This is a genomic window from Herbaspirillum sp. GW822-FHT03A08 (assembly GCF_058801885.1).
On sequence record NZ_JBXANR010000002.1, the window covers coordinates 251383 to 277431 of the forward strand.

General features: G+C 60.4%; 26 protein-coding genes. 21 read left to right on the top strand and 5 right to left on the bottom strand.

Going from position 1 to position 26049, the window contains the following annotated elements; translation table 11 throughout:
• The first annotated feature begins 16 nt into the window (after positions 1-16).
• The 3 genes from AC1RN6_RS06155 to AC1RN6_RS06165 all read left to right on the top strand — a co-directional run bounded on the left by AC1RN6_RS06155 (position 17) and on the right by AC1RN6_RS06165 (position 2642).
• Positions 17-1039 (top strand): aliphatic amidase, encoded by a 1023-nt coding sequence (locus AC1RN6_RS06155; protein WP_493003874.1) that lies wholly within the window; start codon positions 17-19, stop codon positions 1037-1039.
• Between the two features lie 40 nt (positions 1040-1079).
• Positions 1080-2258 carry a formamidase gene (gene fmdA / locus AC1RN6_RS06160; RefSeq protein WP_094562159.1) on the top strand — a complete coding sequence of 393 codons (1179 nt, stop codon included), beginning with the start codon at positions 1080-1082 and terminating at the stop codon, positions 2256-2258.
• Positions 2259-2345: 87 nt separating this feature from the next.
• Positions 2346-2642 (top strand): FmdB family zinc ribbon protein, encoded by a 297-nt coding sequence (locus AC1RN6_RS06165; RefSeq protein WP_493003876.1) that lies wholly within the window; start codon positions 2346-2348, stop codon positions 2640-2642.
• Between the two features lie 11 nt (positions 2643-2653).
• On the opposite strand, the gene AC1RN6_RS06170 is transcribed toward AC1RN6_RS06165, so the two are convergent.
• Positions 2654-3619 carry an AraC family transcriptional regulator gene (locus tag AC1RN6_RS06170; RefSeq protein ID WP_493003877.1) on the bottom strand — a complete coding sequence of 322 codons (966 nt, stop codon included), beginning with the start codon at positions 3617-3619 and terminating at the stop codon, positions 2654-2656.
• 190 nt (positions 3620-3809) lie between these two features.
• Here AC1RN6_RS06170 and AC1RN6_RS06175 point away from each other — a divergent pair, with 190 nt between their 5' ends.
• Complete coding sequence (locus tag AC1RN6_RS06175; RefSeq protein WP_493003878.1) at positions 3810-4661, top strand: oxidoreductase; 852 nt, start codon at positions 3810-3812, stop codon at positions 4659-4661.
• Between the two features lie 234 nt (positions 4662-4895).
• Entirely contained in the window at positions 4896-5150 is a 255-nt protein-coding gene (locus AC1RN6_RS06180; protein WP_493003879.1) for a hypothetical protein, read from the top strand.
• Positions 5151-5246: 96 nt separating this feature from the next.
• Here AC1RN6_RS06180 and AC1RN6_RS06185 read toward each other — a convergent pair whose 3' ends face one another.
• On the bottom strand, positions 5247-5639 hold the full coding sequence (locus tag AC1RN6_RS06185; protein ID WP_493003881.1) for a winged helix-turn-helix transcriptional regulator: 393 nt from the start codon (positions 5637-5639) through the stop codon (positions 5247-5249).
• 186 nt (positions 5640-5825) lie between these two features.
• Here AC1RN6_RS06185 and AC1RN6_RS06190 point away from each other — a divergent pair, with 186 nt between their 5' ends.
• On the top strand, positions 5826-6596 hold the full coding sequence (locus AC1RN6_RS06190; protein ID WP_493003883.1) for an SDR family oxidoreductase: 771 nt from the start codon (positions 5826-5828) through the stop codon (positions 6594-6596).
• An 82-nt stretch (positions 6597-6678) separates the two neighbouring features.
• Here the strand turns inward: AC1RN6_RS06190 and AC1RN6_RS06195 are convergent, their stop codons facing one another.
• Positions 6679-8784, bottom strand: a complete 2106-nt coding sequence (locus AC1RN6_RS06195) for a TonB-dependent receptor family protein (protein WP_493003885.1) — start codon at positions 8782-8784, stop codon at positions 6679-6681.
• Between the two features lie 367 nt (positions 8785-9151).
• Here AC1RN6_RS06195 and AC1RN6_RS06200 point away from each other — a divergent pair, with 367 nt between their 5' ends.
• The 7 genes from AC1RN6_RS06200 to AC1RN6_RS06230 all read left to right on the top strand — a co-directional run bounded on the left by AC1RN6_RS06200 (position 9152) and on the right by AC1RN6_RS06230 (position 16649).
• The gene (locus AC1RN6_RS06200) at positions 9152-9865 is read left to right on the top strand and encodes an SDR family oxidoreductase (RefSeq protein WP_493003886.1); all 714 of its coding nucleotides are present in this window, start codon (positions 9152-9154) and stop codon (positions 9863-9865) included.
• Positions 9866-9886: 21 nt separating this feature from the next.
• Positions 9887-10519: a LysE family translocator gene (locus AC1RN6_RS06205; RefSeq protein WP_493003888.1), complete on the top strand. Its 633-nt coding sequence runs from the start codon at positions 9887-9889 to the stop codon at positions 10517-10519.
• Positions 10520-10855: 336 nt separating this feature from the next.
• The gene (locus AC1RN6_RS06210; protein WP_493003889.1) at positions 10856-12328 is read left to right on the top strand and encodes a pyridoxal phosphate-dependent decarboxylase family protein; all 1473 of its coding nucleotides are present in this window, start codon (positions 10856-10858) and stop codon (positions 12326-12328) included.
• Complete coding sequence (locus AC1RN6_RS06215) at positions 12325-13647, top strand: ATP-grasp domain-containing protein (protein ID WP_493003891.1); 1323 nt, start codon at positions 12325-12327, stop codon at positions 13645-13647. Before AC1RN6_RS06210 ends, AC1RN6_RS06215 begins: the two co-directional genes overlap by 4 nt.
• Complete coding sequence (locus AC1RN6_RS06220; RefSeq protein WP_493003893.1) at positions 13610-15106, top strand: hypothetical protein; 1497 nt, start codon at positions 13610-13612, stop codon at positions 15104-15106. The genes AC1RN6_RS06215 and AC1RN6_RS06220 overlap by 38 nt, the downstream gene beginning before the upstream one ends.
• An 80-nt stretch (positions 15107-15186) precedes the next feature.
• Positions 15187-15858 carry an ABC transporter ATP-binding protein gene (locus tag AC1RN6_RS06225; RefSeq protein ID WP_493004735.1) on the top strand — a complete coding sequence of 224 codons (672 nt, stop codon included), beginning with the start codon at positions 15187-15189 and terminating at the stop codon, positions 15856-15858.
• Entirely contained in the window at positions 15855-16649 is a 795-nt protein-coding gene (locus AC1RN6_RS06230; protein ID WP_493003895.1) for an ABC transporter permease, read from the top strand. The genes AC1RN6_RS06225 and AC1RN6_RS06230 overlap by 4 nt, the downstream gene beginning before the upstream one ends.
• A gap of 52 nt (positions 16650-16701) precedes the next feature.
• Here the strand turns inward: AC1RN6_RS06230 and AC1RN6_RS06235 are convergent, their stop codons facing one another.
• Positions 16702-17487: an IclR family transcriptional regulator gene (locus tag AC1RN6_RS06235; protein WP_493003896.1), complete on the bottom strand. Its 786-nt coding sequence runs from the start codon at positions 17485-17487 to the stop codon at positions 16702-16704.
• Between the two features lie 306 nt (positions 17488-17793).
• Between AC1RN6_RS06235 and AC1RN6_RS06240 the strand changes: the two genes are divergently transcribed.
• The 3 genes from AC1RN6_RS06240 (at position 17794) to AC1RN6_RS06250 (ending at position 20789) form a co-directional block, all read left to right on the top strand.
• Positions 17794-19185, top strand: coding sequence for an MFS transporter (locus tag AC1RN6_RS06240; protein WP_493003897.1), 1392 nt, complete (start codon positions 17794-17796; stop codon positions 19183-19185).
• A 50-nt stretch (positions 19186-19235) separates the two neighbouring features.
• Entirely contained in the window at positions 19236-19682 is a 447-nt protein-coding gene (locus AC1RN6_RS06245) for a type II 3-dehydroquinate dehydratase (protein WP_493003899.1), read from the top strand.
• 207 nt (positions 19683-19889) lie between these two features.
• Positions 19890-20789: an EamA family transporter gene (locus AC1RN6_RS06250; RefSeq protein ID WP_493003901.1), complete on the top strand. Its 900-nt coding sequence runs from the start codon at positions 19890-19892 to the stop codon at positions 20787-20789.
• Between the two features lie 14 nt (positions 20790-20803).
• On the opposite strand, the gene AC1RN6_RS06255 is transcribed toward AC1RN6_RS06250, so the two are convergent.
• Positions 20804-21700 carry a LysR family transcriptional regulator gene (locus tag AC1RN6_RS06255; RefSeq protein WP_493003903.1) on the bottom strand — a complete coding sequence of 299 codons (897 nt, stop codon included), beginning with the start codon at positions 21698-21700 and terminating at the stop codon, positions 20804-20806.
• A 134-nt stretch (positions 21701-21834) separates the two neighbouring features.
• Here AC1RN6_RS06255 and AC1RN6_RS06260 point away from each other — a divergent pair, with 134 nt between their 5' ends.
• The 5 genes from AC1RN6_RS06260 (at position 21835) to AC1RN6_RS06280 (ending at position 26047) form a co-directional block, all read left to right on the top strand.
• A complete protein-coding gene (locus AC1RN6_RS06260) occupies positions 21835-22383 on the top strand; it encodes a carboxymuconolactone decarboxylase family protein (protein WP_493003904.1) in 549 nt (182 codons plus the stop codon).
• Between the two features lie 75 nt (positions 22384-22458).
• Positions 22459-23184 carry an SDR family NAD(P)-dependent oxidoreductase gene (locus AC1RN6_RS06265; RefSeq protein WP_493003906.1) on the top strand — a complete coding sequence of 242 codons (726 nt, stop codon included), beginning with the start codon at positions 22459-22461 and terminating at the stop codon, positions 23182-23184.
• On the top strand, positions 23178-23672 hold the full coding sequence (locus tag AC1RN6_RS06270; RefSeq protein ID WP_493003908.1) for a RidA family protein: 495 nt from the start codon (positions 23178-23180) through the stop codon (positions 23670-23672). The genes AC1RN6_RS06265 and AC1RN6_RS06270 overlap by 7 nt, the downstream gene beginning before the upstream one ends.
• A gap of 18 nt (positions 23673-23690) precedes the next feature.
• A complete protein-coding gene (locus AC1RN6_RS06275; RefSeq protein WP_493003909.1) occupies positions 23691-24923 on the top strand; it encodes an MFS transporter in 1233 nt (410 codons plus the stop codon).
• A 44-nt stretch (positions 24924-24967) separates the two neighbouring features.
• Positions 24968-26047 (top strand): NAD(P)H-dependent flavin oxidoreductase, encoded by a 1080-nt coding sequence (locus tag AC1RN6_RS06280; protein WP_493003910.1) that lies wholly within the window; start codon positions 24968-24970, stop codon positions 26045-26047.
• The last annotated feature ends 2 nt before the right edge of the window (positions 26048-26049 follow it).

The window sequence follows — 26049 nt, forward strand, 5'->3', positions numbered from 1 at the left end:
AAGGAGGAGCAGCACCATGAGGCACGGAGACATATCAAGCAGTAAAGACGCGGTAGGCGTGGCGGTCGTCAATTACAAGATGCCGCGCCTGCATAACCGCGCAGAGGTGATGGACAACGTCAACAAGATCGCGGCCATGCTGGTCGGCATGAAGCAGGGCTTGCCCGGCCTCGATCTTGTCATTTTTCCGGAATATTCGACGCACGGCATCATGTACGACGAGAAGGAAATGTACGACACCGCAGCCACTATTCCCGGCGAAGAGACGCGCGTGTTCTCGGAAGCTTGCCGCATCGCCGACGTCTGGGGCGTGTTCTCGCTGACCGGCGAACGCCATGAAGAGCATCCGCACAAAGCGCCGTACAACACGTTGATCCTGATCAACAACAAAGGCGAGATCGTGCAGAAGTATCGCAAGATCATGCCGTGGACGCCGATCGAGGGCTGGTATCCGGGTGACACGACTTACGTCTGCGACGGTCCCAAGGGGTTGAAGGTCAGCCTGATCATCTGCGACGACGGCAACTATCCGGAAATCTGGCGCGACTGCGCCATGAAGGGCGCCGAACTGATCGTGCGTTGCCAGGGCTACATGTATCCGGCCAAGGACCAGCAGGTACTGGTCGCGAAAGCGATGGCCTGGATGAACAACGTCTATGTCGCAGTTGCCAACGCGGCCGGTTTCGACGGCGTGTATTCCTACTTCGGCCATTCGGCGATTGTCGGCTTCGACGGCCGCACGCTGGGTGAATGCGAGACCGAAGAGATGGGCATCCAGTATGCGGAATTGTCGGTCAGCGCTATCCGCGATGCGCGCCGCAACTGGCAATCGCAGAACCATATGTTCAAGCTGTTGCATCGCGGTTACACCGGCAAGATCAACTCCGGCGAATCGCCGGCCGGCGTGGCCGATTGCCCGTTCGATTTCTACAAGACCTGGGTCAACGATCCGCAGGCGGCGCGCGCCAAAGTCGAAGCCATCACGCGCAAGACCGCCGGCACGCCGGAGTGTCCGGTGCCGGGCATCCCCAACGAATAACTGTCAACCGAAACCTATTCCACACGACAAGGAGAGTCGCATGCAACACTTCAAGATCAAGCCCGGCGTACCGCTGGCAGAGCAACCTGAACTCGGACACAATCGCTGGCATCCCGACCTGCCTTTCCTGTCGTCGGTCAAGCCGGGCGAAGCCATCCTGATCGAATCGCTGGATTTCCTCGATGCCCAGATCAAGGACACCGACGATGTCGCCGACGTCAAGAACGTCGACCTCACGCGCGCGCATCCGCTGACCGGTCCTTTCCATGTCGAAGGCGCGGAGCCGGGCGACCTGCTGGTGATCGACCTGCTCGACATCAAACCGGTGACGCCGGTCGGGTTCTCGGGCGTGTTTTCCAAGGAAAACGGCGGCGGATTTCTGGCGGATTATTTCCCCGAAGCCGACAAGGCGATCTGGGATCTCAAGGGCCTGTACGCAACTTCGCGCCACATCCCCGGCGTGCGCATCGCCGGTCTCACCCATCCGGGTCTGATGGGCTGTTTGCCGTCGCACGATTTGCTGGCGGAGTGGAATCGCCGTGAAGCGCCGCTCGCCGCCAAGGGCTTGGCAAAACCTCCGGATCCAAGCACTGCGGTGCTGCGCGGTCTGACCGGCGCCAAGTTCGACGAGATGGCCAAGATCGCTGCGCGCACTGTGCCGCCACGCGAACATGGCGGCAATACCGACATCAAGGATTTGTCGGCCGGCACGCGGATTTTCTTCCCGGTGTATGTGAAGGGCGCCGGCTTCTCGATGGGCGACCTGCACTTTTCGCAAGGCGACGGCGAGATCGGGTTCTGCGGCGCGATTGAGATGGACGGCGTCAGCCACGTCGGCTTCGATCTGATCAAGGGCGGCATGGCGAAGTACAACATCACCTCGCCGATCTTCATGCCGAGCGTGGTCAAACCACACTACGAGCAGTGGCTGACCTTCGAAGGCATCAGCGTCGAAAACGGCGTCAACTATTACCTCGACGCCACCGTCGCCTATCGCCAGGCTTGCCTGAAGGCGATCGACTACCTGACGCACTTCGGCTATACCGGCAGCCAGGCCTACATGCTGCTTACCGCGGCGCCGGTGGAAGGACGCATCGGCGGTATCGTCGACATTCCAAACTGCGCGTGCACGGTGTCACTGCCGACCTCGATTTTCGATCAGGACATCACGCCCAAGGGGATGCTCAACGACAAATCGTACTGGGGACGAAAGCCTTAGTCATTTTCTTGTTTGACGAAGCCGTGGACGCAGATGTCAGTGCGTCCACGACAGAAGAGTTACATCACCCTTCTACCGGAGCAGAACATGCCCTTATACGATATCCGCTGCAGCCACTGCGAAGGCATCTTCGAAAAATTCCTCAACATGCAGGCCTTGCATGGCCAGGTCGCTTGTCCCTACTGCAAAGAGGACACCACCGCTGCACCGCTGTTGACGGGCGGTCGCGTCGGTTTGCAGGTGACCGAGCGCTGGCGTCCGCGCAACGGTGCAGAGCAGCTCGCAGGACAGGGCGCGGCGGGACCGGGCGCGCACGCAGGTGCAGCCCGCAGCAGCGTGCTGCACAATTGCAAGGGACACAGCTGCAGTATTTGCCTGACCTGAGGCTCGCGTCATCAGTGTGAGGAAACGAACTGCGCGCCGTCATCCTGCGGCGGCAGCGCAAAGCTCTTGCGCATGCGGTCGACTTCATCGACCGGCGTGCGGCCGAACAGGCGTTTGAATTCGCGGCTGAACTGCGACGCGCTTTCATAACCGACTTGCGCACAGGCAGCGCCCGCCGTCATGCCATTGCGCAGCATCAGCAGGCGCGCCTGATGCAGCCGCGTCGATTTCAGATACTGCAGCGGCGAGGTGTCCGTCACCGTTTTGAAATGCGCATGGAAGGTCGGCACGCTCATGCCCGCTTCCCGGGCCAGTTGTTCGATCCCGAGCGCTTCGTCATAGCTGCGATGAATCATGCTGATCGCACGCGAAATTTTTCCAAACTGTCCCTGCATGGTCAGCGCCGCGCGCATCGATCCACCTTGCTGGCCGGTCAGCACGCGGAAATAGATTTCACGCCGCAGCGACGGTCCCAATAATTCCGCTTCCAGCGGATTGCTCATGGCTTCGAGAAAGCGCAGCACGGAAATGCGCAACGCCGTTTCCATCGGCGTCGACAGCATCCCGCGCGGTCTGGCTGCGCTGGGTCCTGCACAGTCGTCGATCTGCATCATCAGTTCAGCGGCGACCTTGAAATCCAGGCGCAGGTAAATCGCCAGCATCGGCTCCTTCTCGCTGGCATCGGTTTCCATCGAAAACGGTACCGGCACCGATACCGCCAGATAGTGCTGGGCGTCGTACAAATACACTTCCGAACCGAGATAGCCGCGCTTGCGTCCCTGCGCCACGATCACGATGCCCGGCTCATACAGCACCGGCATGCGCTTCAATGGACGATTCGAACGCAGGAAGCGCACATCGGGCAGCGGCGACAGGTTATAGCCTTCCAGCGGCGTCAGCGCCGCCAGCAGTTCGACCATACGTTCGGCCATGCGGCGGACTTCCTTCGGCGTGCTGGGTGACGGGACGGTTGGCATCTCATTGAATCCGGCAATTGGCGATGCTGCTAATGTGCCATTGTTTGCATGTATTTGCCGATGAATTTTCTGGTTGCTCATAGAATCAGGCAAACATGCGAGAAGAACCGGCAGCTGCAGCGTGCGTGGAAAACGATAATGGCCTTGTCGATTTTCGTTCTTGTTTTTCACGCACAGCAAAGGAATTGCCATGTCTGCATCCAAAACTTTCTTCATCACCGGCGTCAGCAGCGGCTTCGGCCATGCGCTCGCCGAAGCCGCCATTGCAGCAGGTCATCGTGTGATCGGCACGGTGCGTACGGAGGACGCACGCCGTGCCTTCGAGCAGCAATTCGCCGATCGGCCGGGGCAGGCGTTCGCACGCCTCCTGGACGTCACCGATTTCACCGCGGCGGAACGGATCGCCGCCGAAGTGGAGGCAGATATCGGTGCCGTCGACGTACTGGTCAACAATGCCGGTTACGGCCACGAAGGCATCTTCGAGGAATCCGGCATGGACGCGCTGCAACGCCAGTTCGACGTCAACGTGTTCGGCGCGGTGGCGGTGACGAAAGGCTTCGTGCCCTTCATGCGTCAACGCCGTCGCGGCCACATCATCAATATCACCTCGATGGGCGGCTTCATCACGATGCCGGGCATTGCATATTACTGCGGCAGCAAGTTCGCGTTGGAGGGAATTTCAGAGACGCTGAGCAAGGAACTCAAGGCTTTCAATGTGTTCGTTACCGCCGTGGCGCCGGGATCGTTTCGCACCGATTGGGCGGGCCGATCGATGGTGCGTTCACCGCGCAGCATCGCCGATTATGACGCACTGTTCGATCCCATCCGCAACACGCGTGCCGAGCGCAGCGGCAAGCAACCCGGCGATCCGCGCAAGGCGGCGCAGGCGATGCTGACGCTGGTGGATAGTCCGTCACCACCGGCGCATTTGCTGTTGGGCAGCGATGCACTGGCGCTGGTGAGAAAGAAGCTGGCGGAGTTGAACCAGGAACTGGCGCAGTGGGAGGCGCTGACGTGTTCGACGGATGCTGTGGAGACGTGAGCGGCATGAGCGGTGCAATCGGAGAAGCGTTTGGCGATGACCGCATTGCAGATTTATTCTTTGGCAACGTCTGACAAATTGCTGAATCTTCTTACAGATTAATACAACTTTACAGTCTTCATTTTTCGGTCTCTTCCCGTTAAGTGGGTAACAGCCTTGTTGCGTCCGGCGTTTATTCAGCCGGTCGATATGAGGCTGACATCATTATCCGATTTCCTAACGAGGAGCAAAAAGATGAATGCCAGAATGATCAGGATTGCAGGTCTGTTGTCGGCCGCCGCCGCAGTAGTCGCCGTCAGCGGCTGCGTGGTGACTCCACCGTCGGTGCGCCCGGCCTATGTGGAACCGGCTTACGCCGCACCGCCGGGCGTGGTGTATGTGCAACCGACCTATGCATCGCCCGGTCCGGGCTATGTCTGGGAATACCATGCACATTACGGCTGGGGCTGGCGTCATCCGCAATATGGCTGGCATCGCGGCTGGCGTTGAACTGATGGCGGCGGCTTGATTGCCGCCGCTGATTTTTCACCTTGCATTTCGCCCTGCATTTCATAAAAGAAATGCAGGGCGTTTTCATTTCCGTATTTACTTCGCGGTCTTGGTGTCCGCTCTCTGATTCCATACACCGCAAAACGCCGCGCCCAGGCTCATGCCGAGTCCGGTCAGCTTGTATTCAACGCGCGGCGGCACCACCGGATGCACGGTGCGAATCAGCAAGCCGTCGCGCTCCATCTGACGCAGTGTTTGCGTCAGCATCTTCTGGCTGATGCTGCCGACCAGTTCGCCGATGCGCGTAAAGCGCGACTCGCCGTGTTCCGACAATACTTCCAGAATCAGCATGGTCCACTTATCGGCGACACGGCCGATCACGTCGGTGACGAGCGCTTCCAGACGCGGATCGATCTCTTTCGGCGGCGCTTGCGTGGTGTAGTAGTGCGCTTTGGCAATCTGTTCTTTGGTAGGCGGTGCGATCTTCATTTTTTTGCTCTTCCTTTACTCTCTTTTTGGTAACTCTCGCACTTGATAGTGCCTACTTTCTAAAAGAGAGTGTAGTCCATATACTGGGTTTCAGCGGTTTTTCTGGCAAGCGAAACTTGCCGCTTATCTACTCTTTATCCACGATCATCCATTGATTCAACCAAGGACTCACACTCAGGAGCAGTCATGAAACTGAAGAACAAAACCATCCTCATCACCGGCGGCGGCAGCGGTATCGGCCTGGAGTTGACGCGCCGTCTGATTGCACTCGGCAACACGGTCATCATCACCGGCCGCGATATCGAAAAGTTGCACGCAGCAAAACGTGCGTTGCCGCAGGTGCACGCCATTCAGAGCGACGTCAGCGACGCTGATGCGATTGCCGCCTTGCACGCACAGGTGACAGCGCAGTTTCCCGCTTTGAACGTATTGATCAACAATGCCGGCATCATGCGCAATCTCGATCTCAACGACACGCGCCATGGTGTTGCCGATATCACGCGCGAGATCGATATCAACCTGAGCGGACCAGTGCGCATGGTGCAGCAGTTTTTGCCGCACCTGAAAATGCAGAAAGACGCGGCCATCGTCAACGTGTCGTCGGGACTGGCCTTCGTGCCCTTCGTGTCTTCGCCGGTGTACAGCGCCACCAAGGCCGCGCTGCATTCCTACTCGCAAGCCTTGCGCGTGCAATTGCGCGGCAGCAGCGTTACGGTAATCGAACTGGCGCCGCCGGGGACCGAAACGCCCTTGTTCCGCGACGAGTTCAGGGAAGAGGCGAAGGACATGAAAGCGATGGACGTCAAAGTGCTCGCCGAACATGCGATCAAAGGCATTGAAGCGGGAAAACTGGAAATTCGTCCGGGACTGAGCAACGTGCTCAAACTGATGAGCCGGCTGGCGCCGGAGTTCATGCTGAATCAGCTGGCGAAGAGTTTCAGGCCGACGGCAGTGTGAGGTGAGGGGAAGATAAAAGAAGAGACCGAAGTACGCGAGGCTCTTGCGCACTTCGGCTTACTGCATATAAACAATCAAACCATCAGAACGCGTAGCGGCCTTGCACGTAGATCGTGCGTGGCGCGCCGACCATGCGGCCCGGGTTGCCGTCGATGTTGCGGGTGTAATAACGCTTGTCGGTCAGGTTGTTGACGCCGGCCATGACATCGAGGCCCTTGGCATTGGGCATCTTCCAGCTGACTTGTGCATTCCAGGTACGGAAGCCGGGGATTTCTCCGACGCTGCCGTCCGCGCTTTCCGTAATGGTATTGGCGACATCCATGAACTGGCGGCTTTGGTGTGTCGTCGACAGATTGAATGCCCAGGGACCTGTTTCGTAACGCGTACCGATGGTGTCGGTCTGGCGTGAGTAGAACGGCACATCAAGGCCGGTGGTCGTGCCGGATCGTTGCAGGGCGCGGGTGTAAGCATAGGTCGCATACACATTCAGGCCGCGCAATGCGCCATCCTTGTCGAAGCTGTAATCGATCGAAGTCTCGATACCATCGTGCTGGGTCTTGCCGATGTTCTGGAACAGCGCCGGATTGGTGCCGGGGATTTGCGAGATCTGGTTGTCGAAACGGATATCGAAAACGGTGACTTCGGCGGCCAGATTATTGCCCTTCCAGCGCGCACCGGCTTCGACGGTTTTTGCCAGTTCAGGCGACAGCGGGTTGGCGGCCGACAGCGAGTTGAGCTGAGTGTTCTGCACCACGCCGAAAGACGTGTTGTAGTTGGTGAACAGCGTCAGTTCCGGCGAATACAGGTATGCGATATTCACGGACGGCAGCGGCTTGTTGTTGGTGACTTCGAACTTGCCGTTGGTGGTTGAATCAATGCGCGTGGAATTGATGTGCTCATAGCGCACACCCGGCGTGATGCGCCATGAGCCGACGGAGATCTTGTCGTCGATATACACCGCATGCGCGTCGGTGCTGTTCTTGAACGAAGTGACTGCGCCATTCACACCGGTGGCGATCGACTCGTTGTAGGTCTTGTCGGTGCCGCGTTCGCCGATGTAGCGATAGCCGACCGTCACGTCATTGGCGACCTTGCCGGTGATGAAGCGTTGTGTATAGCGTGGTTCGATACCGGTCGTCTGGTAGTCGCGCGGCTGGTGCTGATAATTGGTGGTGGAGTTGCCGATCAGCACGCTTTGACGGAAGCTCTCGACAAAGTAAGTGCGGATTTCAAATTCCTTGGTGTCTGAAATCGTGTTCAGGTAGCCGAGGTCGATGGCTTTGCGATTGCCCGACCAGAAATCGTGCTTGCGCGTGTTCTGAAACGGGTTGGCGTTGTATTGCGCGACCGTCAGGCCGCCCGGTGTGCGGGACAACACGTCGTAGTAAGACACCTTGCCGTAGATCTCGGAGCTTGGATCGATTTCAAAGCGAAACTTCAACGCGAAATCGTTCAGGCGCTCGTTGCTGTTGTCGCGCCAGCCCGATCCTTCCGTACCCGAATACAACATCGCCAGGCCCAGGCCGTTGTCCAGTTGCGTACCTGCAAAAGCACTGTACTGCGTGCTGGAGCCGCCCTGGCTGTAGCTGTTGTAGCGCACGCTGGCGTCGCTGGTCAGGCCCGGTTGGGTCGGAATCGAGCGCGTCTTGAAGTTGATGATGCCGCCCACGTTTTGCGGACCGTAGCGCACCGCGCCGCCGCCGCGCACGACGTCAATTGCTTCGATGTTGTTGAGGCTGACCGGCGCAAACGAAATTTGCGGCTGGCCGTAAGGCGCGACCGACATCGGCAGGCCGTCGAGCAGGATTGTCGAACGTGGCGAATAGCGGCCGGTCAGGCCGCGCACACCGATATTGAGCGAAATGGCGCTGCCGGCAGTGCCGGAATTGTCTGTCGCCTGCACGCCGGGAATACGGCGCATGACGTCGCCGATGTTGACGGCGCCGGTGCTTTCGATCTCGGCTTTTTTGACCACGGTGCGGGCGCCGGGGAAGGTCTTCACACTTGTCTCAAGCGTATTGCTGCCCAGCCAGTCGCCGCTGACCTGGATGGTTTCCAGCGAGTTGCCGCTATCAGTCGCCGCTTGCTGCGCATACGATGCGCCGGACAAGGACAGCAAAGCGGTTGCAATGGCGGCGGCACAGCGGCTCGGCGTCGCGACGGTGCGCGGGAGAGTAAATGGAGTCATGGTGGTTTCGGTTGATATAAAAGCGAGTCGCGCTTCCGGAGTGCAGCGATGGCGACGCCGGCAAGCATGTAAAAGTATTCTTTTCATATGTTACTAAATAAGAATCATAACTATTTACATTGATGGAACCAAGAGGAACCTGCTCGCCGGTATGGGTTTACGGGCAAGAGGCGTCACAATCGTGGTGAAAGTGTTGTGAAAAAATGACGATGTAAATACGCGAGTCAAAAGCAATTGTGGAAAGCCGCAGGTCCAGGCCGGAAAGATGACGCCCGGCAAATCCCGCAGCAATCGTGTAGGCTTTCGGCTTCGATCAAATCCGACGAATCCGGCGCATCGAGCGCATTTCACCAAGACGGAGCAATGAATGAGCACAACACCATCCACCAAAGTAGCCCTCGTCATCGGCGGTGGTAGCGGCATGGGCGCCGGCGTGGCGCAAAAACTGGCGGCCGACGGTTTCGGCATCGCCATCCTGTCGTCGTCCGGCAAGGGTGAGGCGCTGGCCAACAGTCTTGGCGGCGTCGGCGTGACCGGCTCCAACCGTTCGTCGGATGATCTGCAAAAAGCGGTGGATGCCTGCGTCGCCCGCTGGGGGCGTATCGACGTGCTGGTCAACAGCGCCGGTCACGGACCGAAGGGAAAAGTGCTGGAGCTGAGCGATGAAGAATGGCTGCTCGGCATGGAGGTCTATCTGATGAACGTGGTGCGTACGGCGCGCCTGGTTACGCCGCTGATGCAGAAGCAGGGTGGCGGCGCCATCATCAACATCTCCAGTTTCTCGGCGGTGGAACCATCGCAGTCGTTCCCGACGTCGAGTGTGTTTCGCGCAGGACTGGCGGCCTACACCAAACTGTTTGCCGACAAGTACGCCGCCGAAAACATCCGCATGAACAACGTCCTGCCGGGCTTCATCGACAGCCTGCCTGAAAAGCCGGGCATCAGGGAGCAGATCCCCATGGGCCGCTACGGCAAGGTCGCTGAAATCGCGGCGCTGGTGTCGCACCTGTCATCGGACGATGCGGCCTATATCACCGGGCAGAATATCCGTATCGACGGCGGCATTACCCGCTCTCTCTGAATCCGATAGAAAGGCATAGTCATGGTGCAGTGGTCTGCCGTTCTGGCGGTGTTGTCGGTGTATATCACCGGCGTGATGATTCCGGGGCCGAATTTCGTTGCGGTCATACACAAGGCGGTGTCGTCGACACGCGCCGCCGCGCTGGCGATGGTCGGCGGCATTGTTGTGGTCAACCTGTTCTGGGCGACGTGCGCCATTCTCGGTGTCGGGATCGTGTTTGCGGCTTTTCCCTGGGCGGCCATGGCGGCGAAGATCGCGGGCGCGGCCTACCTGATCTGGTTCGGCGGCAATCTGATTCGCAAGGCAAAAGCCGGCGCTGTGCCGGTTGCCGGGGCAGAAAGCCTCGCGCCTGCGGAGCCGGCGGGTTTGCGTCAGGCATTTGTACAGGGTTTTCTGACCAACATCGTCAATCCGAAATCGATGGCTTTTTTCGCGGCGGTATTTGCGGCTGCAACGCCGGCGCATGTATCGTGGCCGACATTTGCCGCCATGCTGACCGTGGTCGGGGTGGTGGCGACCTCGTGGTACAGCATGGTGGCGGTCGTCATGTCGCACGCCGGCATCGCCGCAAAATACCGCCGATACAAGGCGTGGATGGATCGCCTCTGCGGCGGTCTGATCGTCGCGCTGGGCGTACGCCAGATGGTGCGCTGACGGCCTGAATGCCTTGAACCACGGCGCGTTGAAGCGAGAGGCATTCCGCCGGGAATGCTGACGCTGACGAAACCCTGACTTGCCGTTTGTGACTCCGGCCGCCGGGAATTATTGCCGCTGCAGCGAGCCGCCTTCCTTGGAAAAGCCGTCAGAACGCCCCTCACACGCGAGATTTGCTCTCTTGACAGCGTGATATGATTTACTTCCCTGTTTGCTTCTTGCCGACGCTTGTCGGCTGCCGGTGATACCAGCATTACCGGCATGGAAGGAAGCAGCATGAACACGATGCAATCCCGGGCAATCTTTCGGCCCGGGGCAAAGGGCCACGGAGGGCTTATGGCGGTACCGGAGTCGATCTCCTCATTGGATCCTGCAAACTGGAGCGAATTCCGGCAGCAGGGACACAAAATGCTGGACGACATGTTCGACTACCTGGAGAGCGTCAGCGAGCGCCCGGTGTGGCAACCGATCCCGGATGCTGCGCGCGCGCCTTTCAGCGAACGTCTGCCCGCGCAAGGCAGTTCGCTCGACAGCGTCCATCAAGTCTTCATGCAAGAAATTCTTCCCTACGCCGTCGGCAACGCCCATCCCGGGTTCATGGGCTGGGTTCACGGCGGCGGCACGCCGGTCGGCATGCTGGCAGAGATGCTGGCCGCCGGCCTGAACGCCAATCTCGGCGGCCGCAATCAGATTCCCGTCGAAGTCGAACGCCAGATCGTGCGCTGGATGCGCGAGCTGTTCTCCTTTCCTGACAGCGCCAGCGGCTTGTTCGTCACCGGCACTTCGGCCGCCAACCTGATCGGCGTACTCATCGCACGCCGCCGCGCCTTCGGTGTCGAGGTGCGCGACGACGGCACCCAGACCAGCAATAACGTGGTGGCCTACACCTCGGCTGCCGCCCACGGTTGCATCGAGCAGGCGATGGACATTGCCGGGCTCGGCCGCAAGCAATTGCGCAAGATCCCGATCCTGGCCGACGGCACCATGAACCTCGCCGTGCTGGAGCAATCCATCGCCGCCGACCGCGCCGCCGGGTTGCAGCCTTTCCTCGTCGTCGGCACGGCGGGTTCGGTCGACATCGGCGCGGTTGACGACCTCCAGGCCATCGCTGCACTGGCGCGGCGTGAGCAGCTGCACTTCCACGTCGACGGCGCATTCGGCGCGATGGCCATGTTGTCGCCTACGCACGGCAAGAAGCTCAAAGGCATCGAGCAGGCCGACACCCTCGCCATGGATTTTCACAAGTGGCTGCAGGTGCCTTACGACGCCGGCTTCCTGCTGGCGCGCGACGGCGAGCTGCATCTCAGCACTTTCGACGACGAGCAAAAGACTTACCTTGCACGCGACACGCGCGGCATCGCCGCCGGCTCTCCCTGGCCCTGCGACCTCGGCCCGGATCTGTCGCGCAGCTTCCGCGCGCTCAAGACATGGTTCACCATCAAGGTCTACGGCATCGCCAGACTGGCGCAGGTGATCGATCACAGCTGCGAACTCGCGCATTATCTGGAACAACGCATCAACGCCGACCCGGCGCTGGAAATGATGGCGCCGGTCAATCTGAACATCGTCTGTTTCCGCCTGCGCTGTCCGGCGCACGTCTCCGACGCAACCGCCGACGCCATCAACCGCGAACTGCTGATCGCGATTCAGGAGTCCGGCGCTGCGGCGCCATCGTCCACCAAAGTCAACGGCCGTCTCGTGATTCGCGCCGCCCTCTTCAACCACCGGAGCACCACCGCGGATATGGATAAACTGCTGGCCGCCATTGCGCGGCTGAGCCCGGGCATCCTTGCTGCGCACACACTATGAGCCAGAATATCCAGCCGTCCCTGCAAGACCTCACGCCGCAGTTCGATCCGGATTCTCCTTATCTGATCGGGTTGGCGAAGCTGCTGACCGCGGCCTATTTCGATATCGACCTGGGTCCGATCGGCAATACGCTGATCCAGCATCTGCAATCGGCGCCGGACGATCACAAGGCCATGATGGACTTGTCGACGATCCTGTACATCCGCGGCAACGACGAAGTTGCTGCGGCGACGCAGCTCGACGCCATCCAGATGCAGCAGCTCTACCATTTGCCGACTGCCGCCGGCGGCAAGGCTGGCCTGCGCCTGCTGGCGCTGATGGTGACCGGCGATTTCATGGCGAATACGCCGCTGGAATTCATGCTGACCGGCTCCGACGTGGCGCTCGACGTGCTCTATGTCAAACCTTACGGCGACCTGCCGGCAGAATTGCCGCCGCACGACGTGCTGTTCGTGGCCGTCGGCGAATCCGACATGACGCGCGATTTGCTGGAAGAGCTGTGCGAGGCTGTGGAGGGCTGGAATACGCCGCTGCTCAATCATCCGCGGCCGTCGCTGGACCTCTCGCGCGACCGCGTGGGCGAACTGCTGCAAGACAAGCCCGAGTTGTCGATTCCTTTGACCGCGCGCATCGATCGCTACGATCTGGAAGAGCTGCAGAACGGCGCCGCCGAATTGACGCGCTTTTTGCCGGACGGCGAGTTTCCGTTGATCATTCGCCCTATCGGTTCGCATGCCGGCAAAGGCCTGGAAAAACTGCTCGCGCCAGCCGATATCGGCGCCTATCTGGAGGCGCATGACGGCGACGAGTTTTTCATTTCGCGCTTCGTCGATTACAGCAGCCCCGACGGCCTGTTCCGCAAATACCGCATCGTGCTGATCGAGGGCCGTCCGTTCCTGTGCCACATGGCTATTTCCGAAAACTGGATGGTGCATTACCTCAACGCCAACATGACCGGCGAGAACAGCTTCAAGCGCGATGAAGAAGCCGCCGTCATGCGCAGCTTCGATCAGGATTTCGTTGAGCGTCACCAGGCCGCTTTCGACGTGCTGAACCGCAGCTTCCCGCTGGACTATTACGGACTCGATTGCGCCGAAACCAAGGACGGCCGCCTGCTGATTTTTGAAGTCGACACCGGCATGATCGTGCACGCGATGGATCCGGTGGACATGTTCCCGTACAAGCAGGACAACATGCGCAATGTGTTTGCTGCTTTCCAGAGCATGCTGCACAAGGCAAAAGATTCGGCCAACGATGCGGCAAAACAATCCGGTAGCACCGATGCCAGCAATTCCAGCGACACCAGCCAAGCCGGCTAAGCTGTCGCCGACCTCCGCCCTGTTATTGCAGGGCGGCGACGACAGAATTCGTTTGCTCGACGGCGAGGCATTCAACAAATACGGATGCCGTCCTTATCCGGTTGCGGACTGTATCGATTTCAGTTCGTCCACCGCGTCGCACGTATCCGCTTCTGTTTTCAGTGCGCTGGAATCGCTCCAGCGCCGCTTGACGGAGGCAGCCTCCGCATCTTCTCCCGAACAGGTTTACGCGCACGAACTGCAGCAACTGCGCACGCGGTTTTTCTCGCTGTGGGATTTATCGCCGAAGACGGAGATGATCTTCTCCGCGTCCGGCACCGACGCGCATCTGATCGCGTCGAGCCTCACGCAAACGCTGCATGACGCTTCGCTGCATGCCATCATGATTCAGTGCGAAGAGAGCGGCAGCGGCGTTGCGGCGGCATTGTGCGGCCGGCCGTTTTCATCCCGCACCGCCACCGGCGATGTTCCGCCTGCATGCACTGCGGCCGGCGGGACATCCACGATCCACATCGATTTGCGTGCACCCGATGGCGCTGCCCGTTCCACTACGGAAGTCGACGCCGATTTTGAGCGTGCGGCCAATGACATTTTGGAGCGGGGTTTGCCGGCCTTGCTGGTCGCGGTGGACGTATCGAAAACCGGCCTCGCTGCACCGAGCATGGAAGCACTTGCCCGATTGAAAAATCGCTGGGGCAGGCAACTGACTGTGATGGTGGACGCCTGCCAGTTTCGCCTCGACAGCGCGGCGTTGCATGCGTATCTGCAGCTCGGCTGCATGGTCGCCGTCACCGGTTCCAAGTTTTTTTCTGCACCTTCGTTTTGCGGCGCCTTGCTGATTCCATCAGTGCTGGCGCAAGCACTGCAGGCACGGCCCATGCCGGCTTTGCTGCGCAGTTATTCCAGCAGCGCGGAATGGCCGGCGCATTGGCCCGGGGCGGACGAACTCACGCGCGTTCCCAACATGGGTTTGCTGTTGCGTTGGGAAGCGGCGCTGCAAGAGATGCAGAATTTTCTGCAAGTGCCGGCGGATGAAGTACAACGCATCGTCTCGGCATGCGCGGAGGCCGTGCAAAGCAAGTTGTCGTCCGATCCGCATTTTCAGCCGCTGGACAAGCGCACCGCAGTACCAGTATCGAAGAAGCTGCCCACCATCCACGCCTTCATTCCCTGTAGAACGGCTCCGCATCGCAGGATGCTGGAACGCAGTGAGGTGGAACGTTTGTACCGGACTTTGCAAAGCACGGTGCAGGCGGATGGCCGCATGTATCTGCTGGGGCAGCCGGTGCAGTGCCGCGGCCCCGGATCGTCGCCGGCCTGGGCATTGCGCCTGTGCCTGAGCGCACCGCTGATCGTCAGCGCGTATGGTGATGGCGGCGGCGAGGCCGGCCTGAACGTACTGATCGAACAGGCGCTGGCTTGTCTGGCAGCAGTAGCGGCGACCATCGATCAGCTGTAACCGCCTGTCATCGGCAACGCCGCAGAGAACGGATTCACCCCAGCATACCGCCAGGCCAGAATTTTTCTTCTTCCATGAACATGAATCCGTCATCCATCCATAGCACCCCCTCATCAACCGCCCGGCCGCCGGATGCCGTGCAGGCAGAGATGTCGACCGAGGTGCTCAGGGCCGCCGGCCTGCATTCGGTACGCGCCGGTCCGTATTCCTTTACGCTGGCGCGCGGCCGGTGCCTGGTTGTCAGCGGTCCCTCGGGCGCCGGCAAAAGCCAGTTGCTGCGCATGATTGCCGATCTCGATGAAAACGACGGCGAGATCAGTTTGCACGGCGTGCCCCGGTCGCAGATTTTTGCACCTGACTGGCGGCGCCAGGTGGTCTATCAGTCGGCCGAACCGGCCTGGTGGGAGACTCACGTCAGAGATCATTTTCAGAAAGCACGGATGGCCGAGGCACGCGCCTTGCTGGCGCAACTGAATCTGCCGGCGGATATTCTCGATGCCGAAGTGTCGCGATTGTCCACCGGCGAGCGTCAGCGCATGGCGTTGATCCGTTCGCTGCTTGTCAAGCCGGCGGTGTTGCTGCTCGACGAACCCACGGGCGCCCTTGACGAGAGCAATACGGCGGCGGTGGAGGCCGTCCTCAGAGCACAACTGCGGGCAGGGCTGGCGCTGATTCTGGTCACGCACTCGACACAGCAGGCCGACCGCCTGGCCAACGACAGGCTGCACATCACCCGCAGGGAGGCCGCATGACTTTGCAGCCTATTTCCGCCGCTGATCTCGCCATCGCCTCGGTGCTGGTGATCATCAACGCCGTCATTTCCGTATCGCTCGGCTTGCGCCTGCACAAGCCGGTATTGTTGGCCGCCGCGCGCATGGTGGTGCAATTGCTGCTGGTCGGTTTGCTGTTGCGCTATGTACTGGAATCGAAGTCGCCACTGCTGACGACGCTGGTGATTGTCGCCATGATTCTGGCTGCGGCAAGAGAAGTCGCCGCGCGGCCGAAATGGCGTCTGAAGGGCTGGCAAAGCTACGGCATCAGCGCCGCCATGGTGAGCGCGACCTCGATCGCAACCGTACTAATGGCGCTGCTTACGGCGATTCGTCCTTCGCCCTGGTACGACGCGCATTATGCGGTGCCGTTGATGGGCATCGTGCTGGGCAGCGTACTCAATTCGGCCAGCCTGGGGCTGGATATTTTCTTCAGCGGCGTCATCGCTTCGCGCAACGTCGTCGAAGGCCGCCTTGCGCTCGGCGCCACCCGCTATGAAGCGCTCAAGCCTTACATGCGCAACGCCGTTCGCAGCGGCCTGATCCCCGTGATCAACCAGATGTCGGCAGCTGGCATCATCACCTTGCCGGGCATCATGTCGGGCCAGATCCTGGCCGGCGTCGATGCGGTCGACGCGGCGAAGTACCAGATTCTGCTGATGTTCATCCTCGCCGGCGGCAGCGGATTGGCCGCGACCGGCAGCGTCTATCTGGCAGCGAAAGCAGTGACCGACGATCGGCATCGCCTGCGTTGCGACCGCCTGAAAAATTAGCGTGTAGCGTTATTGCTTCCAAGACTTGCCGACATGCATCGACGCGTAGTTGTCACACCATGCTTCTGCTGAACATCGGTGAACTGTTGCTGGCGGCTGCCAGTTCCGTCGCCGCCGCCAGCAAGGCTGGCCCGAGTTCCTGCATGCGTTTTTCGCTCAAACGCATCAGCGGTCCGGCAATGCTGATGACGCCGATGGTCGGATAGCCCTTGCGCTGGATCGGCGCCGCCATGGCCGTCATGCCCGGCGCGAATACTTCGTTGATCATGGCGTAGCCGCGCTTTCTTCCCGCCTCCAGAAAACCCAGCAAGGCCTTGACCGTGGTCGGCGCATTCGGGCCGAAGTCCTTGGGCTTGCCGAATCCCTGGCGCGACACCAGTTCCAGCGCGCGTTCGTCGGACATCGTCAGCATCCAGGCATGGCCGGTGGCCGAGCACGACAGGATTGTGTCCATGCCCATGTCCGGATCGTAGCGCAGCCCCTTGCGCGCGCCTTGCGCTTTCGCGACCCAGGTCAGCCGGTCGCCGTCGACGATTGCCAGACGCACCAGTTCGCCCGACAACTCGGCCAGGCGATCGAGCGTGGTCTGCGCGATATCGACGATGCCCGAGGTCGCCAGAAAACTCAGCCCCAGACCGACCAGCTTGGTCGTCAGGACGTAGTCGCCATGCTCGCGCACCTGGCGCACATAACCGCAGCGCACCAGATCCGTCAGCAAGCGATGGCAGGCGCTGCGCGGTATTTCCAGTTCATCCGCGAGCAAGGCCAGCGGCGTTGCTTCAGCCTGCGCGGCCAGGTATTCGAGAATCGCCAAGGTACGTTCCAGCACGCCGTTCATGGAGCTCCATCATTCTGAAATGGGTTTGTAATTTTCTTGCGGATGCAGGCAGATATTTTTTTCAATTCATATTATGAAATGAAATTCCAGTCTGGAATCACGTTCTACATGCGTTGATATGATTCTACGCCAGCAACACAAGAATTCGAAAAACGAACGACAGCACATGTTGAACGCCAATGCCGCCCTGCGTTTTCGTCCCGGCGACGAAGACGGACGCAGGTCAATGAAGCGTGGCGATCGGTGCAGAAATACTCAATCGACTAGCGGACCAGAAGCCGCAGCACTTTCTGACAGGAGACAACAATGGATACAGGAGTCAACGGCGCCTCGCACGCGCCACATGCCGCGATGGGACCGCGAGCGGTGACCGCCGCCACCATCGGCACCGCGCTCGAGTGGTTCGATTTCACGCTGTACGGCGCCGTGTCGGCGACCGTGCTGCCCAAGCTGTATTTCCCTTCCATGGACCCGACCAACGCTTTGCTGGCGTCGCTGGGTACCTTCGGCGTCGGCCTCGCGGCGCGTCCGCTGGGCGCCATCATCTGCGGCCACCTCGGCGACAAGCTGGGGCGGCGCAACCTGATGCTCGGCACCGTGACCATCATGGGGTTGGCGTCGGTGCTGATGGGATTGTTGCCGACCTATGCGCAGATCGGCGTGTGGGCGCCTATCCTGCTGGTGCTGCTGCGGATCATTCAAGGCTTCGCGCTGGGCGGCGAATCCACCGGCGCCCAACTGATGGCGCTGGAGCATGCCGCAGCCGATCGTCGCGGCAAATACTCCGGCCTGCTCGGACTGTGTTCGCCGCTCAGTCAGATCATGGCCAACGGAGTACTGTTGCTGCTGGCTTCCATGCTGTCTGCGGACGCCTTTGAAAGCTACGGCTGGCGCATTCCCTTCGTGCTCAGTTTCATCCTCGTGATCGTCGGCATCTACATCCGCCTCAAGGTCAACGAGACGCCGGCCTTCGTCGAACTCAAGCGCACCGCGGCGGCTCAGGCCGGCAGTCCGTTGAAGGATGCCGTGAAGTTCCACTACAAGACCGTGCTGCGCCTGATGTTCTTCTTCTGCGGCCCGGCAGCGATCTTTTACCTGATCGTGGTGTTCTCGCTCAGCTACATCACCAAGACGCTGGAAGTGCCGAAGCAGACCGGTTTCCTGCTGCTGATGGGCGCCAACGTCTGCGCCATCTTCGGCGCGCTGGGCGGCGGTATCCTGAGCGACAGGATCGGCCGCAAGAAAGCGCTGGCGTTGGGATCGACGGCGACCCTGCTGATTCTGTTCGTGTACTTCGCCATCCTCGACACCAAGAGTTTCGTGCCGATGCTGATCATCATGGGCTTGTTCCTCGGCTTCACGCAATTCCAGAGCGGCATCCAGCCGGTGGCGTTTGCCGAAGCGTTCCCGACCAACGTGCGTTATTCCGGTTCGGCCCTGGCTTACACCGGCGCCAACCTGCTGACAGGAGGACCGATGCCGGTGGTGGCAGTCTGGCTGCTCAGCGTCTTTCACGGTTCGCCATGGGGCGTGGTGGGCGTGTGTGTTGCGCTGAATTTGCTGTCGCTGGCGATGATTCTGATCGGGCCGGAAACCAGAGGCATCGACATGAACCGCGTCGATCCGGTCTCGCACCTGGGCGACGCACATGCCGGCAACGGGATGTCCGCGGATGCGCGCCATCACCGCGCCACCTGAACCCTGTTCCGTGTCACAGCACGCATTACATCTTTGAAGGATTGCATTTCATGACCAAGCTCGTTTACGTACTCAACGGCGCCAATCTCAACATGCTCGGCAAACGTGAGCCGCACATCTACGGCACCACCACGCTGGCGGAAATTCAGCAGCGCACGCTGGCGACGGCGCAGGAGCTGGATCTGGAATGCGAATTCCGCCAGACCAACCACGAAGGCGTCATGGTGGACTGGCTGCATGAAGCCTTCGAGCGGGAAGCCGGCGTGATCATCAACCCGGCCGGTTTCTCGTTCTCGTCGATCCCCGTGCTGGACGCCGTCAAGCTGTTGCACACGCCGGTGATCGAACTGCACATCACCAACATCCACCGGCGCGAAGAAACGCATCGCCACTCGCTGATCTCGCTGGCGGCAACCGGTGTGATCTGCGGCTTGGGCGCCGCCGGTTATCCGCTGGCGGTGCGAGCAATGGCGCAGGCGTTGAAGGATGCCGCCTGATACGTCGCTTATTTTCTTGACCTGTCCGATTCCGTCCTACGCTTGTCCGGGCGGTGCCTTGCCGCCGGGGAGGGGGATCGTAAGATGAATGCCTTGCCGAGCCGGTGACGATATTGTCCGCGCGGCAGAGGTGGGCGGTTTTTTGTAGAATGCCCGCTTCCCCTTCATTTTGCATTCACCTTAAGGCCACCCATGCAAGCCCACCCCATGCGTTCCTCCCACCTGGCGCTTGTCCTGCTCGTCATCCTGGTCTGGGGCGTCAACTTCGCCATCATCAAAGTCGGCCTGGCGGGTGTGCCGCCGATGCTGCTGGGCAGCCTGCGCTTCATTCTGGCGGCGTTTCCGGCGCTGCTGTTCATGCGCCCGCCCAAGGTGCCGCTGCGTCTTTATCTGGCCTTCGGACTGACCATGTCGGTCGGTCAGTTCGCTTTCCTGTTCAGCGCGATCCATGTCGGCATGCCGTCGGGACTGGCGTCGCTGGTCTTGCAGTCGCAATCCTTCTTCACGCTGTTATTGACTGTGCTGTGGCTGCGTGAAAAATGGCGCGCCAATCAGCTCGCCGGCCTGTTGCTGGCCGCCGGCGGTCTGATGCTGATCGGCAGCGCACACGGCGCCTCCATGCCTTTGCTCGGTTTCCTGCTGACGATTGCGGCGGCCGCCATGTGGGCATGCGGCAATATCGTCAGCCGCGCGGTGGGTCGTTACGGTCCGATGAACCAGCTGGCCTTCGTTGTATGGGCCAGCCTGGTGCCGCCGCTGCCGATGTTTGCCCTGTCGTGGGTGATGGAAGGTCCCGCCGCCATCGGCTCGGCGTTGCAGCACATGAGCTTGCAGTCTATTGCCGCAGTGGCATATATCGCGTGGGCGTCGACCTTGTTCGGCTATGCGGTGTGGAATTTCCTGATTGCGCGTTACTCGGTTAATCGCGTGGCGCCATTCACCTTGCTGGTGCCGCTGGTGGGCCTGACTACCGGTTGGCTGGTCTTCGGTGAGGAATTGCAGGCCATCCATTTCATCGGCGCCGCCTTGCTGATGGTAGGTCTGATCGTCAATCTGTTCGGCGCATCGCTGTTTGCGCGCCTGAACTGGAAAGCCCGTCAATTCTGACCGCCTGTTTCATCTCATTTATTCCAGAACGGACTGCGCCAGGCATCCAGCGCATCGAGAAAGACGCGCAGCCTGGCCGGCAGGAATTTGCGCGTCGGGTAGAGCGCATGGACCGGAATCTTTGGTGAACTCCACTTCGGCAAGACCCGTTGCAGGCGCCCGTCGGCCACCATGTCATCGCAGTAATTGAAGGGCAGCAAGCCGATGCCGTGGCCGTTATGCGTGAAGTAGCTCACGCTGTTGAAGTCGCGGCTGGAGATCGCACCTGAGACATGCACCGACACCTGCTTCTTGCCGCTGACCAGATCCCATTTCGCCTCGTTGTTTTTCCCATTCATCAGTACGCACTGATGCGCGCGCAAGTCTTCCGGTTTCACCGGTAGCGGACGGCCCTCAAGATAAGACGGCGTCGCCACCAGATAACGGATATTGGTGCCCAGCTTTTTCGCAATCAGGCTTGAATCTTCCAGCTCGCCGAAACGTATGCCCACATCAATGTTCTGCGCGACGAAGTTGACGAATTCATTCGTGATGAACAGATCGATTCTGATGCGCGGATAGTTCTTCAGGAAATCCGACACGAAGTTCAGAAACGCCTCTTCCCGCAACACCACGGGAACGGTGACGCGCAGGATGCCTTCCGGCTTCTTCTGCGTTTGGGTCAGCACGCGCTCGGCGTCGGCGAGGATGTTCAGCGGCTCCTGGCACTGGTGGAAATAATCCAGCCCCTGCACCGTCAGCGTCAGCTTGCGCGTGGTCCGTTGCAGCAGCGTGACGCCCAGCTGCTGCTCCAGTTCCGAGATGCGGCGGCTGACCGTCGACACCGGCATGCCCAGCGAGTGCGCAGCCCGGCTGAAGCTCTCGAACTGAGCCACTTTCACAAATATCGCAATGTCGTTGAGATCCGCCATCTCGCGATATTTCCATAAATGGAAAAGAAATTCCACATATTTCCATCTAATCAAGCGAACGCATTTGCTTCATTCTCCTGTCTACGCCATCCGGCATCCCGGGTGACGCAACAGTGTCAACCCGGAGTTTCTCCATGAAAACCTTGAAGCCGCTCACCATCGAATCCGTTCCCGACAACGCCAAAGCGAGCATGGCGTTCGTGAAAAAGCGTCTTGGATCGATTTCCAACCTGATGGCTACGCTCGGCAATTCACCGGCGATGCTCAACGGCTATCTGGCGTTGGACGCCGCGTGGGAAACCACGGTACTCACCGCCCGCGAGCGGCAGCTGGTGTTGCTGACGGCCTCGGTCGAGAACAAATGTCTCTACTGCATCGCGGCGCATTCCACCACGCTGATCGGCATGCGCGTCGATGCGGAGATCATCAGGTCGGTGCGCAGCCGCACGCCATTGCAGCACGGCGGTCTGGAGGCATTGGTGGGGCTGACACGCGAGCTGGTCAATGAGCGCGGCTTTGTCGGCGAGGCCGCCAAGCAGAAATTCTTCGCAGCCGGCTATGACGAGATCGTCCTGATGGAAATCCTGATCGGTGTCGCACTCAAGACCATGAGCAACTACCTCGACCATCTCAACCCGATTTCGATCGACACCGTTTTCCAGGAGCAGGCGCAGGTGCGATAGGTCCTGAAAGACAGCATTCCTTTGCTTCACTCACGCAGTTATTCATCTACTCATCTATTCACAAGGAGTATTACCATGAGCACGAACAAAACCATCATCATCACCGGCGCATCGCAAGGCATCGGCGCCGGCCTGGTGCAAAATTTCCTCGGCCGCGGCTACAACGTCGTCGCTACATCGCGCAGCATTGCCCAGCGCGGCAGCTTCACGGCTTCCGCCAATCTGGTGCTGGTTGACGGCGATATCGGCCAGGAAAAAACGGCAGCGCTGGTGGTTGCCGCTGCACTGGAAAAATTCGGCCGCATCGATGCACTGGTCAACAACGCCGGCATCTTCTACACCAAGCCCTTCATCGATTACACGGAAGAAGACTTCCAGGCCTTCGTGTCGACCAATCTGCAAGGCTATCTCTACATCACCCAGCACGTCGTACGCCAGCTGCTCAAGCAAGGTACGGGCGGCAGTGTGGTCGGCATCACCACCTCGTTGCTGGAACATCCGATCGCCGGCGTGACGGCTTCGGTGCCGATGATCACCAAGGGCGGCATCAATTCGCTGTCGACCAACCTGGCGCTGGAATACGCCAAGGACGGCATCCGCTTCAATCTGGTCGCGCCCGGCATCGTCGACACGCCCATGCATGAGAAAAATCCAAAAGATTTCCTGAAGACCCTGTCGCCGATGGGTGTGATTTCCGACGTGCAGGATATCGCCGATGCTGTGGTCTATCTGACCGAAGCGCGGACTGTTACCGGAGAAGTGTTGCACGTCGATGGCGGCGCACACTCGGGCAAATGGTAAGCGCGCGCGGTACGGGCGCGTCGCAGAGTGGCGCGGAACAACGGCTGGCCGATCTCGGCATGGTGCTGCCGGCGGCGCCTCTGCCTCTGGGCGCTTACGTCGAAGCGGTGCAGACCGGCAATCTGCTCTTCCTGAGCGGCATCCTGCCGGTGGTGGATGGCAAGCCCAGGCACGTCGGCCGCGTCGGTGTCGAACTGGATCTGGAAGCCGGCCGCGATGCCGCCTTCACCGCCTGCCTGAATGCGCTCGCCGTGGTGCGCGACGCGCTGGGTTCGCTGGACCAGGTGAGCCGCGTCGTGCGGCTCGCGGTCAGCATCGTGGCCGAGCCCGATTTTCGTTCGCATCCGCTGGTGGCGGACGGCGCATCGGAGCTGCTGGAAGCGGTGTTCGGCAGAGACAAGACGTCCACGCGCAGAGCGATAGGCGTGGTGTCGCTGCCCTTGGGCGCGCCGCTCGAGCTGGAACTGATCTTCGAAACCATGCCATAAACAGCAAAGGAGCCGGACATGAAAGACGCACTTGCCGTCGCGAGCAATTCCTACGCACGCGACAATGCCTTGCACTGGAAGCGCAATCTGATCGTTTGCGTGTTCGGTTCCTTCACGACGCTGGTCAGTCTGACGCTGCTGTTGCCGTTTCTCCCGGTCTACGTGGAAGAGCTGGGCGTCAAACAGAATTCCGCCATCGTCTGGTGGTCTGGCATCGCGTTCGGCGCGACCTTCCTCGGCACCGGCCTGACGGCGCCGCTGTGGGGCTACCTGAGCGACCGCTTCGGCCGCAAGCCGATGCTGGTGCGCGCCGCCATCGGCATGGCAATCGTGATGCCCCTGATCGGTTGCGCGCACAACGTCTATGAACTGACTTTGCTGCGTCTGCTGGCCGGCGTGATCGGCGGCTACGCGTCGTCATCGACCTTGCTGATTGCCACTCAGACGCCTGCCGATAAATCCGGCTGGGCGCTGGGCATTCTGTCGACCGGCGCATTGGCAGGCACCTTGACCGGACCTTTGATCGGCGGCCTGTTGCCGGGACTGATCGGCATCCGCCATACCTTCTTTGTGACCGGCGCCATGATTGCGGTGGCAGCGTTGTTCACGATCGTGTTCGTCAAAGAAAACTTCGTGCCGCGCCCGCGCCACAACAGCGCGTCGCCGCTGGCGGAAACAAAGCATCTGCGTCTGACTGTCGGCGCCATGTTCGCAACCGCGATGCTGGTGCTGTTTGCCAATATGTCGATCGAACCGATCATCACCGTGTATTTGCAGAATATCCACGTTGACCGCAGCCACGTCGTACTGGACGCCGGCATCGTGATGGCATCGTCAGCGCTCGGCAGTATCATCATGGCCGCGCCGTTGGGTCGGCTGGCCGATCGTATCGGCGGCTGGCGCGTGATCGTGTACTGTCTGACCGCTGCCGGATTGCTGATGATTCCGCAGGCCTTTGTCTCGGCGTGGTGGCAGCTGGCCATTCTGCGATTCTTGCTGGGTGCGGCGCTGGCCGGATTGTTACCGTCGATTGCCAAGCAGATCCGGCAATCCGTGCCGGAGAGCGCATTGGGTAAAGTGCTGGGTTATTCGCAGTCGTCGCAATATGCGGGGCAAGTTCTGGGCCCACTGGCGGGCGGCGCCATGGGCGGAATGGTGGGCATGCGTTCGGTATTCTTTTTGACGAGCGGCATGCTGTTGTGGGGAGCCGCCGCCAATCTGTGGGCCTCCCGCAAAGCGAGCGTGCAGTGACATAGTGGTCAACGCATTGATTAACGTTGCAATCAGGAGGATTCATGAACAGCATCATCGCAACCCGTCTGGGTTTGATTCATCCCATCATCCAGGCGCCGATGGCAGGCACGTCGACGCCGCGCATGGCCGCCGCGGCTTCCAATACCGGCGCGCTGGGTTCGCTGGCGCTGGGTGCAAGCAATGTCGCGCAGGCGAAGGAGTTGCTTGCCGAGACGCGTAAGCTGACTTCGCGCCCGTTCAGCGTCAACTTCTTCACGCATCGTCCGGCACAGACCGACGCTGCGCGCGATCAGGCCTGGGCCGAGCACCTGAAACCGTATTTCGATGAATTCGGCGGCGCCCTGACGTTGCCGCTCAAGGAAATTTATCAGAGCTTCGTCACCGCCCGCGACATGCAACAGTTGCTGCTTGACGCACCGCCTGCGGCCATCAGCTTCCACTTCGGTTTGCCGGATGCCGCCGTTATCGATGCCTTCAAAAAGGCCGGTGTCTTTCTCATGGCGACCGCCACCACGCTGGACGAAGCGCGTGCGATCGAAGCGGCCGGCATTGACGCCATCGTCGCGCAAGGCTTCGAGGCCGGTGGGCATCGCGGCGTGTTCGACAGCACTGCGCAAGATGAACAGATCGGCACCTTTGCACTGGTCCGTCTGATCGCACGGCATAGCAAGCTGCCGGTGATTGCCGCCGGCGGCATCATGGATGGACAAGGCATCGCCGCGGCGCGCATGCTCGGCGCAGATGCGGTGCAACTGGGAACGGCCTTCCTGCTGACGGAAGAATCCAACGCCAGTCCTCAGTATCGCGAAAGCTTGACCAGTGGCCGTGCAGAACACACCAAAGTCACACGCGCGATTTCCGGCAGAGGTGCGCGCGGCATTGCCAACCGGATCATGAACGAAGTCGGCGCCGCCGGCACGCCCGCACCCAGCGATTATCCGATTGCCTATGACGCCGGCAAGCAATTGCATGCGCTCGCCAGCCGGCACGGCAGCCACGAGTTCGCTGCATTCTGGGCGGGGCAGGGGGCGCCTTTGATCCGCGCAGGAAATACGGCGGAGATCATCGGCTTGCTGGCGGAGGAATATGCCGCCGCCGTCGGCCGCTTCAGGAACGGATAAGG

Bases quoted from the DNA above. Each gene is read 5' to 3' on its own strand.
- AC1RN6_RS06155 (WP_493003874.1), top strand. From the start codon at position 17: ATGAGGCACGGAGACATATCAAGCAGTAAAGACGCGGTAGGCGTGGCG.
- fmdA (WP_094562159.1), top strand. From the start codon at position 1,080: ATGCAACACTTCAAGATCAAGCCCGGCGTACCGCTGGCAGAGCAACCT.
- AC1RN6_RS06165 (WP_493003876.1), top strand. From the start codon at position 2,346: ATGCCCTTATACGATATCCGCTGCAGCCACTGCGAAGGCATCTTCGAA.
- AC1RN6_RS06170 (WP_493003877.1), bottom strand. From the start codon at position 3,619: ATGCCAACCGTCCCGTCACCCAGCACGCCGAAGGAAGTCCGCCGCATG.
- AC1RN6_RS06175 (WP_493003878.1), top strand. From the start codon at position 3,810: ATGTCTGCATCCAAAACTTTCTTCATCACCGGCGTCAGCAGCGGCTTC.
- AC1RN6_RS06180 (WP_493003879.1), top strand. From the start codon at position 4,896: ATGAATGCCAGAATGATCAGGATTGCAGGTCTGTTGTCGGCCGCCGCC.
- AC1RN6_RS06185 (WP_493003881.1), bottom strand. From the start codon at position 5,639: ATGAAGATCGCACCGCCTACCAAAGAACAGATTGCCAAAGCGCACTAC.
- AC1RN6_RS06190 (WP_493003883.1), top strand. From the start codon at position 5,826: ATGAAACTGAAGAACAAAACCATCCTCATCACCGGCGGCGGCAGCGGT.
- AC1RN6_RS06195 (WP_493003885.1), bottom strand. From the start codon at position 8,784: ATGACTCCATTTACTCTCCCGCGCACCGTCGCGACGCCGAGCCGCTGT.
- AC1RN6_RS06200 (WP_493003886.1), top strand. From the start codon at position 9,152: ATGAGCACAACACCATCCACCAAAGTAGCCCTCGTCATCGGCGGTGGT.
- AC1RN6_RS06205 (WP_493003888.1), top strand. From the start codon at position 9,887: ATGGTGCAGTGGTCTGCCGTTCTGGCGGTGTTGTCGGTGTATATCACC.
- AC1RN6_RS06210 (WP_493003889.1), top strand. From the start codon at position 10,856: ATGGCGGTACCGGAGTCGATCTCCTCATTGGATCCTGCAAACTGGAGC.
- AC1RN6_RS06215 (WP_493003891.1), top strand. From the start codon at position 12,325: ATGAGCCAGAATATCCAGCCGTCCCTGCAAGACCTCACGCCGCAGTTC.
- AC1RN6_RS06220 (WP_493003893.1), top strand. From the start codon at position 13,610: ATGCCAGCAATTCCAGCGACACCAGCCAAGCCGGCTAAGCTGTCGCCG.
- AC1RN6_RS06225 (WP_493004735.1), top strand. From the start codon at position 15,187: ATGAATCCGTCATCCATCCATAGCACCCCCTCATCAACCGCCCGGCCG.
- AC1RN6_RS06230 (WP_493003895.1), top strand. From the start codon at position 15,855: ATGACTTTGCAGCCTATTTCCGCCGCTGATCTCGCCATCGCCTCGGTG.
- AC1RN6_RS06235 (WP_493003896.1), bottom strand. From the start codon at position 17,487: ATGAACGGCGTGCTGGAACGTACCTTGGCGATTCTCGAATACCTGGCC.
- AC1RN6_RS06240 (WP_493003897.1), top strand. From the start codon at position 17,794: ATGGATACAGGAGTCAACGGCGCCTCGCACGCGCCACATGCCGCGATG.
- AC1RN6_RS06245 (WP_493003899.1), top strand. From the start codon at position 19,236: ATGACCAAGCTCGTTTACGTACTCAACGGCGCCAATCTCAACATGCTC.
- AC1RN6_RS06250 (WP_493003901.1), top strand. From the start codon at position 19,890: ATGCGTTCCTCCCACCTGGCGCTTGTCCTGCTCGTCATCCTGGTCTGG.
- AC1RN6_RS06255 (WP_493003903.1), bottom strand. From the start codon at position 21,700: ATGGCGGATCTCAACGACATTGCGATATTTGTGAAAGTGGCTCAGTTC.
- AC1RN6_RS06260 (WP_493003904.1), top strand. From the start codon at position 21,835: ATGAAAACCTTGAAGCCGCTCACCATCGAATCCGTTCCCGACAACGCC.
- AC1RN6_RS06265 (WP_493003906.1), top strand. From the start codon at position 22,459: ATGAGCACGAACAAAACCATCATCATCACCGGCGCATCGCAAGGCATC.
- AC1RN6_RS06270 (WP_493003908.1), top strand. From the start codon at position 23,178: ATGGTAAGCGCGCGCGGTACGGGCGCGTCGCAGAGTGGCGCGGAACAA.
- AC1RN6_RS06275 (WP_493003909.1), top strand. From the start codon at position 23,691: ATGAAAGACGCACTTGCCGTCGCGAGCAATTCCTACGCACGCGACAAT.
- AC1RN6_RS06280 (WP_493003910.1), top strand. From the start codon at position 24,968: ATGAACAGCATCATCGCAACCCGTCTGGGTTTGATTCATCCCATCATC.